This window comes from Ramlibacter sp. (assembly GCF_013697775.1).
Lineage (GTDB): Bacteria > Pseudomonadota > Gammaproteobacteria > Burkholderiales > Burkholderiaceae_C > Ramlibacter.
Map to the genome: position 1 here is coordinate 1 of NZ_JACCWG010000390.1, position 8,822 is coordinate 8,822.

Annotated in this window: 8 protein-coding genes and 1 pseudogene; all 9 read right to left on the reverse strand. The window is 70.7% G+C overall.

The features are described 5' to 3' along the window. The coding region (locus H0U68_RS19790; protein ID WP_296358623.1) for a S26 family signal peptidase at positions 1-400 on the reverse strand (400 nt) is incomplete at its 3' end. 192 nt (positions 401-592) lie between these two features. Next, positions 593-2,794 (reverse strand): hypothetical protein, encoded by a 2,202-nt coding sequence (locus H0U68_RS19795; protein WP_296358624.1) that lies wholly within the window; start codon positions 2,792-2,794, stop codon positions 593-595. A gap of 216 nt (positions 2,795-3,010) precedes the next feature. Then, positions 3,011-3,619: a YigZ family protein gene (locus H0U68_RS19800; RefSeq protein ID WP_296358625.1), complete on the reverse strand. Its 609-nt coding sequence runs from the start codon at positions 3,617-3,619 to the stop codon at positions 3,011-3,013. Beyond that, positions 3,610-4,419, reverse strand: a complete 810-nt coding sequence (otnI, locus tag H0U68_RS19805) for a 2-oxo-tetronate isomerase (RefSeq protein WP_296358626.1) — start codon at positions 4,417-4,419, stop codon at positions 3,610-3,612. Before otnI ends, H0U68_RS19800 begins: the two co-directional genes overlap by 10 nt. A gap of 16 nt (positions 4,420-4,435) precedes the next feature. Beyond that, complete coding sequence (locus H0U68_RS19810; protein WP_296358627.1) at positions 4,436-5,098, reverse strand: aldolase; 663 nt, start codon at positions 5,096-5,098, stop codon at positions 4,436-4,438. A gap of 42 nt (positions 5,099-5,140) precedes the next feature. Then, positions 5,141-6,400, reverse strand: a complete 1,260-nt coding sequence (gene otnK / locus H0U68_RS19815) for a 3-oxo-tetronate kinase (RefSeq protein WP_296358628.1) — start codon at positions 6,398-6,400, stop codon at positions 5,141-5,143. Positions 6,401-6,406: 6 nt separating this feature from the next. Next, a pseudogene (gene denD / locus H0U68_RS19820) lies at positions 6,407-7,288 on the reverse strand (D-erythronate dehydrogenase); the annotation flags it as partial. A 12-nt stretch (positions 7,289-7,300) separates the two neighbouring features. Beyond that, on the reverse strand, positions 7,301-8,068 hold the full coding sequence (locus H0U68_RS19825; RefSeq protein WP_296358629.1) for a FadR/GntR family transcriptional regulator: 768 nt from the start codon (positions 8,066-8,068) through the stop codon (positions 7,301-7,303). 12 nt (positions 8,069-8,080) lie between these two features. Then, a partial coding sequence (locus H0U68_RS19830) for a chromate transporter (protein WP_296358630.1) occupies positions 8,081-8,822 on the reverse strand: 742 nt, incomplete at its 5' end.

Genomic DNA, 8,822 nt, shown 5'->3' on the forward strand with positions numbered 1-8,822 from the left:
AGCGCGAAGCGCGCGACGAGCGGCGAAACAGCGCCGCCGCCGCACGCGCCACGCCCTGCGGCTGCTGCAGCGGCCGGAAAGCGGTGCCGCCGCGCAGCTGGCGCACGACCCGGCCGAGGAATTCAGAAGGCTGCACTGGCCCGTCGCACTGCGGGTTGGCGTCGCCCTGCGTGACGAGCGCGGCGCCGTCGCGCCCGACCACCCGGTGCACGTACAGCCGCTGCGCGCGCTGGAACAGCACCAGTTCGCCGCACTGCATGGCGCCGCCGTCGCAACGCCGCACGAACACCACGTCGCCCGGCAGCACCGACGGCAGCATGCTGGTGCCGGTCACGCGCAGCCGCAGCCGGCCGCGTTGCCGCAGCGTCTGCGCCGCCAGTTCGGTCCTGGGGTCGTGCATGAGCCGTCTCAGGAGTTCTTGCGGCTTGCGCGGCAGGACGACTGGGTGGTCGAGATCTTGCCGCATGCCAGTGCCATGGTCTCGAACACGCGCTCGTGGCGGAAAGCGGGTTTCACGTACGGCTTTTTCTTTTCGGAAGGCCCCTCGCCCTCGTGAGGCGGAGACTTCGGATTGTGCGTTTGCATTGGATACCTAGTTGAGACCGGCCTGGCTGGCCTGCACGGCGTTGCCAGGCCCGGTGAGCGTCGAGTAGTAGATCTGGGACGCGCCGGCTGTCGAGGAGATGTTGTCCACGATGATGCCGCCGGTGCCGCCGGGAGCCGACAGGCCTGCGTTCGCCGTGGCGCTGGTGTTCCAGGTCTTGCCGGTCATGTTGTACATGTAGATGCAGGAGCCGCTGCAGCCGGTGTCGTTGCCAATGGCACTCACGCTGACGTAGAGGTACTCGTTGGTCCCGTTCATCACCATGGTGACGGGCGAGCAATTGGCGTTGTCGGTGAAGTTCGCGGTGGAAACCAGCGTGGGGCCCACCACCGCCGCACCCATGACGTTGCTGGCGATCGGGATCCTCCACAGCGTGGGCTTCTTGGAGTCGCTGCCGTCGCCGAGCGCGCCGCACATGTACAGGAAGCCGCTGGGGCTGGCCGGGTTCGCGCTCGTGTAATAGGTGTTGTCGAACGCGCCCGCGTACAGGACCCGGTTGTAGATCTGCCCGCGGCCGATGTTCGCGCGGGTTCCGACGCTGCCGTTGATCGAGATGTCGGTGCGCAGCTGGTAGATCGCCTTGCAGTTGACTCCCCCGCAAGCGCTGTTCGGGTCCGACTCCACGAAGACGTAGACGCGCTTGGCGGTCGAGTCCAGTACCGGGGTTTCGCGCACGCCGGTGGTGTTGTTGCCGTCCTGCTGGATGGTGAAGGTCGCCAGCTGGCCGCTGTTGACCACCGCGCCGCTCACGCTGCACAAGGTGGCGTTGATCCCCGTGGCCGCGCAGACGGAATGCAGCTGGCCGCCGGTCGACACGCCGGTGTCGCTTCCGACGTACACCAAACCGGTGGCGGAGTCGTAGACGGGCGACGACAGCATGTTGCCGGTGCTCACCGTCGCGGGGAAGCCGCCGGTGGTCTGCTCGGCCGGGGTGCCGTTGAACACGCCGGTGAACTTGTGCAGCGTGCCGTTGTCGGCCCCCACGTAGAGGGTGTCGCCGATGTAGTCGTAAAAGGGCGACGAGTTGGTGTCGTCGGGGCTGCCGCTGAAGGGGATCACCGCCATGCAGGGGGCCGTGCAGTTGCGGTAGTTGGCCAGCGTCTGGGTGGCCGGGACCGTGGGCGCGCCGACCGTGCCGACCGACGCCGTGCTGCTCCACTTGAGCAGCACCAGGTTGGCGACATTGCCGCTGCTGCTCTGGACGAAGGCCACCTGCTTGCCGTCGAAAGACAGCACCGGCGAGGTCAGCGTGTTGGCACCGGCGCCCGTGTTGTACGACCAGAACGTGGTGGGAACCGCCGTGGTGGGCGTGGTGCCGCAGGACGCGTAGAGCTGGTTGAAGGCGACGATGGTCGGCTGGGCCGTCGTGCCCGAGCCGCCCGCCAGATTGTTGCCTGCCCAGGTGAAGTTGCCCAGCGCAGCCGCCAGCGTCACGGTGGTCACCGTGCCAGGGCTGAGCGCCGTGACGGTGACCACCGCGCCCGCGCTGGTCGCCTGGATGCCGGCCGCGCCGCCATTGCGGGTGATGGCCGCGGCGAGGTTCACGGCCGTGGCAGTGGCATTCGCGCCGATCTGGAAATTGCGAACCAGATTCGAGCCTGCGCTGGCGGTCAGGACGATGGCCGGCGAGCCCGTGCGGGTCAGGGTGACGGTGCCGCCCGCCGCCGGGTTGTTGCTGAACGACCCGGTCTGGCTCGCCGCAGTTCCGGAACCCGTGGCACCGTCGGAGGTGGTGGTGTAGACCACGAAGTCGTTGGCGCAGCTCGGGGTGGCGAAGATGTCAAACGAGAATTTCGCGGGGTAGACGCCGGCGCGGCCGACGCCACTGGCGCCGCCCAGCACGTTGCTCCAGTCGCGGTGCATGTCCTGCGTCGCCGTGGGGGGGTGGCGGTCGAAGCGCTTGTACCAGGCAAGGTGCTGCGGCGACAAGCCGTCGGCGCCCGGCCGCTGCAAGCGCATCTTGCGCGCGACCTGCTGGGCGAAACGAGCGTCCTTGAACTTCAGCTTCCAGCGCTCGAGCGCGGCGGCGCCCTTTGCGGCCGCTTCGTCGGATGTTTCGGGATTGGCGTAGACCACGTACCTGTGGCTCCAGTCCTGGGGTGCGGATTGCGCGAGCGCGGACGCGGCCAGGCTGGCGAAGAGCGCGCCCGAAAACGCCAGGAAAGCCAAACGATGCAGATGCCGACGCATTGAATCCCCTCAATCTGCGGCGACCGCCCGTCAACCTCTCCGAGCCGTTCATCGCCGCCTGCTGCGCGAATGCGCGATCGAGAGGCACGATCACCTCTCTGTGTTACTAACAATAACATGTTGGCGGCGTCAAAAGAAGGGCATCGGAACGAAATTGTGATATGTGCACAATTCCCAGATGTCTGTCGCTCCCGTGCGTCGGGAGGCCGGCAAAAGTCACGCGCTCCCGCCCGCCGGCGCGTCCTGCGGCCAGGCGATCTGCCCATGCCCCGCGTCGTCGAGCCGTAATCGCAAAGCCGCCACAGCGTCTTCGGCCACGGTGAACGCGAACGCCACACTGTCGCCGTGCAGCACCTCGTCCAGTTCGGCGCCCGCCTGCTGGAGTTCGCGCCGCACCATCCCCTCCATGGCATACGGCACCGCGCAGCGCAAGGCGATGCGGCGGCGCAGCGGGACCTTTTCGGCGCCCAGCAGCGCCTGCGCCACGGCGTCGGTGTAGGCGCGCACCAGGCCGCCCGCACCCAGCTTCACGCCGCCGAAGTAGCGCACCACCGTCGCCAGCACGCCGTCCAGGTCCTGGTGGCGCAGCACCTCCAGCATCGGCCGGCCAGCCGTGCCGCCGGGTTCGCCGTCGTCGTTGGCGGCCGAATGACCGCCCGCCAGCAGTGCCCAGCACACATGGGCCGCGCCGGGGTGCCGCGCGTGCAGCTGCGCCACCACGGCCAGCGCCGTGGCGTGATCGGCCACCGGCTGCACGCAGCCGAGAAAGCGGCTTTTCTTGATGACCAGTTCGCTGTGAACCGGCGTGTGCAGCGTCAGCGCCACGCCTGCAGCCAGCCCAGCCCGGCGCTGGTGCCGCCGGGAGTGCTGCCGCGCGCGGGCCGGTATTCGCAGCCGACCCAGCCGTCCCAGCCGCATTGCGCGGCCACCTCGTCGATCACGCCGAACAGGTAGGCGCAGTTCAGCTCGCCCAGGTCGGGCTCGTGGCGCTGCGGCACGCCCGCGACCTGGAAGTGCCCGACGCGCCCGGTGGGCAGGTACTGGCGGATCTTCATCGCCACGTCGCCTTCGACGACCTGGCAGTGGTACAGGTCCATCTGCACCTTGACGTTGGCCGCGCCGATCTCGCCAAGCAGTTCGTGCGCATGGTCCTGCCGGTTGAGGAAAAAGCGCGGGATGTCGCGCGTGTTGATCGGCTCCAGCAGCAGGTCAACACCCTGCTTCGCGGCTTCGGCCGCCGCCCAGCGCAGGTTGGCCACGTAGGTCGGCTGCACCGCGGCGCGGTCCGTGCCTTCGGGCACCAGGCCGGCCATCACATGCACGCGCGGGCAGGCCAGCACCTGCGCGTAGCGCAGCGCCTGGACAATGCCGGCGCGGAATTCCGCTTCGCGCCCGAGCAGGCAGGCCAGGCCCTTCTCGCCGGCGTTCCAGTCGCCGGGCGGCGCGTTGAACAGCACCTGCCGCAGGCCGTTGGCCGTCAGCCGCGCCGCGAGTTCTTCGGGTGCGTGCTCGTACGGGAACAGGTATTCGACGCCAGCGAAGCCGTCGCGCGCAGCTGCCTCGAAACGGTCGAGAAAGCCATGCTCCGGGTACAGCATGGAGAGGTTGGCGGCAAAGCGGGGCATGGTGGAGCGGCGTGGTTCACCAGCGCGCGCCGAACGCCTGGCGCAGCTGGTCGATGTCCGCTTCGGACAGCGGCTCGGGATAGACGGGCGCCAGCAGCATGAGCCGGGCGGTTTCCTCCAGCTCCTCCAGCACCGCCATGGCGCCAGCGGGCGTGTCGTGCCAGACCACCGGCCCCAGGCGCTGCAGCATCAGCGCGCGCAGCGGCCGGCCGCTGTCGCCATAGTGCGCGATGGTGTGCGCCACTTCCTCCACCACCTCGGGCGCGCCTGGGCGCGCATAGCGCACCAGCGGCACGTGGCCGACCTTCATCACGAAGTACGGCGTGATCGGCGGCAGCAGCTCCAGTCCTTCGGAGCCGAGGCTGAGCGCGACGCCGTGCGCGCTGTGGGTGTGCAGGATGCAGCGCGTCTGCGCGTCGTAGTGCCGGGCGGCGGCGTAGATGCCGCGGTGCAGCGCCAGCGTCTTGCTGGGCCGCGCGCCGCTTGCGGGCCGGCCTTCCAGGTCGACCCGCACCAGCGCCGCCGGATCGAGCAAGCCCAGGCAGGCGTCGGTGGGCGTGATGAGGAAGCCGTCGTCCAGCCGCACGCTGATGTTGCCGGCGCTGCCGTGCGCGTGGCCGCGGTCGAACAGGCTTTTGCCGATGCGGCAGATCTCTTCGCGGGCTTGGGATTCGTTCATCGCGCGGCCGGTTGCATGCTGCGGGAATGGTAACGCAGCGCCTCAGAGCAGCGCAGCCTTGGCGAAGAAATCGTCGCCGCCGAAGTTGCCGGACTTCAGCACCAGGTGCAGCCCGCCGCGCGGTCCCTGCGCATGGCACCAGGGCACGCCGGGGTCGATCTGCGGCCCGATGCGCAGCTGCGTGACGTCCAACGCCTGCACGCATGCTCCCGAGGTTTCGCCGCCGGCGATCACCAGCTGCCCGACGCCGCGCGCGACCAGCCCGCGCGCGACCGCCGCCAGCGTGCGTTCCACCAGCGCGCCGGCCTGTTGCACGCCGAGCCGGTCCTGTACTGCATGCACTGCGTCGGGCTCGGCGGTGGAGTAGACCAGCACCGGACCGTCGGCAAGCCGAGGTGCGGCCCAGGCCAGCGCCTCGGCCGCGAGGTCCTCGCCGGCAGCGATGCGCGGCGGATCGAGCGCGAAAGCCGCGTGGCCCGCGCGGATGAACGCCGCCACCTGCCGGTTGGTGGCTTGCGAGCAGCTGCCCGACAGGATGGCCTGCGCACCGGTGGGCGGCGGCAGCGCGCTTGCTGCCGGCGCAGGCGACAGGCCGAAGTTCGCCGGCAGGCCGATCGCCAAGCCCGAGCCGCCGGTGAGCAGCGGCAGGTCGGCCACGGCGGCGCCCAGGCGCAGCAGGTCTTCGTTCGACACCGCATCGGCAATCGCCAGCGCCACGCCCTCGGCGCGCAGGGCGTCGATGCGTTGCCGAATCGCCTGCGGCCCGGCCGCGACGCTGCGCCAGTCGATGAGGCCGACGCGCCGCCTGCACTGGGCCTGCAGCACGCGCCCCAGGTTGGCGTCGGTCATCGGCGTGAGCGGGTGGTCGCGCATGCCGGAGTCGCTCAGCAGCATGTCGCCCACGAACAGGTGTCCCTGGAACACCGTGCGCTGGTTGTCCGGAAAGGCCGGCGTGGCGATGGTGAAGTCCGTGCCCAGCGCGTCCATCAGTGCCTCGGCCACCGGGCCGATGTTGCCGTCGGGCGTGCTGTCGAAAGTGGAGCAGCACTTGAAGAAGATCTGCCGCGCGCCCTGCGCGCGCAGCCATGCCAGCGCTTGCAGCGATTCGCGCACCGCGTCGGCCGCCGGCACGGTGCGCGACTTCAGCGCGATCACCACCGCGTCCGCGTCGCCTTGCAGCGGTGCGCGCGGCACGCCGATGGCCTGCACCGTGCGCATGCCGCCGCGCACCAGGTTGTTGGCAAGGTCGGTCGCGCCGGTGAAGTCGTCGGCGATGCAGCCCAGAAGCAGCGGCGTGGCCATGCGCGCCTACAGCAGCGGCAGCTTCACCGCGGCAGCGTTCTCGCGCGCGTAGTCGCGCACGATGGACGCGAAGTCGCCGTCGGCATGCAGGCCGAGCGCGCGGGCCCGCGCCCACTCCACGTGGCCGGGCCAGCTGCTCACCACGCGGTGGATCAGCGGGTCGGGCGTCCAGTCCACCAGCTGCGTGGCCGCCTGGCCCGCCACCGCCTCCAGCGCCTGCGCCATTTCGCCGACGGTGGTGCGCAGCGACGGCAGGTTCAGCGCGGTGAGCGGCCCCCATTCGGCATCGCTCGCCTCCGCCGCACAGACCAGGCCCTCGACGGCGCGCGCGGGCGACGACAGCGCCACCGCCGTGTCGGCCGGCACCGGCACCGCGGCGCGCTCGCCGGCCAGCGGTTCGCGCACCATGCCGCTGAGAAAACTCGACGCCGCGCCGTTGGGCTGTCCCGGGCGCACGCTCACCGTCATCAGCCGCACGCTGCGGCCGGCCACGAAGCCCTTGCGCGTGCAATCGGCCACCAGCTGTTCGCAGATGAATTTCTGGATGCCGTAGCTGCTTTGCGGCGTGGGCAGGGTGTCGTCGCGGATCGGTTCGGCCAGCGGCTGGCCCGGCGCGCTGCCGAACACCGCCACCGAACTCGCGAACACGAACACCGGCCGGCTGCCGAGCGCGCGGCCGGCTTCCAGCAGCGCGCGCGTGGCGTCCAGGTTGCTGCGCATGCCCAGGTCGAAATCCTTCTCGCATTCGCCGCTGACGGCGGCGGCCAGGTGGAACACCGCGTCGGTGCCGGCGGCCGGCAGCACGCGCGCACCGGCCAGCGCCGGAAGGTCGCCTTCGATAAAGTGCACGCGCGCATCGGCGCGCAGGTCGGCGGGCGGCGCCACGCGGCGGGCGGCAGCTCAGGCGTGCTTGACCAGCGGGGTCGCCAGGCGCGCGCCTTCTTCCTGCCAAAACGCGGTTTCCGCCTGCTGGATGCGCCGCATGGCGTTGGTCATGTGGCGCGCCGCCGCCCGCCGCGCGCGTGCCACTTCACCGGCCGCGATGGCGTCCACCACCGCCGCATGCTCTTGCCGCACCTGCGCGGCGAAGTCGGCGCGCCGCGCCTCGTTGGCACGCGTGACGGCAATCGCGCCGTGCATGAACTGCGCAAGGTAGTCCAGCGTGCCGATCAAAAACGGGTTGTGCGCCGCCTGCGCGATGGCGCGGTGGAATGCCAGGTCTTCCGCCACGCCGTTTCCACCGGCGCGCACCTGCTTGTCCAGCGCCTGCACCGACGCTTTCAGCTGCCGCACGTCGGCCGCCGTGCGGCGCTGCGCCGCCAGGCCGGCGGCTTCGGCTTCGAGTGCGCGGCGCACCTCGGCCAGTTGCACCACCGCCTCGCGCGAGCTGCTGTGGCGCGCATCGAAGTCCAGCGGTGTGTAGCGCAGCGTCGTGCTCACGAACACACCGCTGCCCTGGCGCGAATCGACCAGCCCCAGCGACTTCAGCCGCGAGATGGCTTCGCGCACCACGGTGCGGCTGACCTGGAATTGCTCGACCAGCCTGGCCTCGGTCGGCAGCTTCTCGCCGGCGGCCAGGCGTCCCTTGCGGATGCCGTCGCCCAGCTGCTGCGCCACCTGGTCCGACAGGCGGGCGCCGTTGATGACTGGAGTGAACAGGCTTGTCATGCAAGAACTGCCTCAGGCGATGCCGGCCAGCCGCAGCGCCATGCCGGCGACGGCGCAGCCGGCGATCACCGGGATGACGCCCAGCTTGAAGCGCAGCAGCGCCATCGCCGCGAGGGCGGCCAGCCCCAGCGCCACCCAGTCCACGCCCATCGGCGCGCCGGGCCGGTGGGCGATGTGCACCAGGAAGAACAGGCCCAGGCTGGCAATCACGCCCACCACCGCGGCGGTGATGGCCGCCAGCGGCGCGGTGAACTTCAGGTTGCCGTGCGTCGATTCCACCAGCGGCCCGCCGGCCAGGATGAACAGGAACGAGGGCAGGAAGGTGAACCAGGTGACGACCACCGTGGCGAGCGCCGCGCCGAGGAACAGCGCCTCCGGCCCCAGCACCTGCCTGGTCCAGCCGCCGACGAAGCCGACGAAGGCCACCACCATGATCAGCGGCCCGGGCGTGGTCTCGCCCAGGGCCAGCCCGTCGATCATCTGCGGGCCGGTCAGCCAGTGGTGGTGCTCCACCGCGCCCTGGTACACATAGGGCAGCACCGCATAGGCGCCGCCGAAGGTGAGCAGCGCCGCCTTGCTGAAGAACAGGCCCATCTGCGCCAGCGTGCCCTGCCAGCCTTGCCACGCGGCCAGCAGCGACAGCGGCACCCCCCACAGCAGCGCGCCGGCTGCGGCCACCATGGCCAGGCGCGCGCGGGTGAAGCGCGCGTGCGGCGGCGGCGGCGTGTCGTCGTCGATCAGCGCAGCGCCGAAA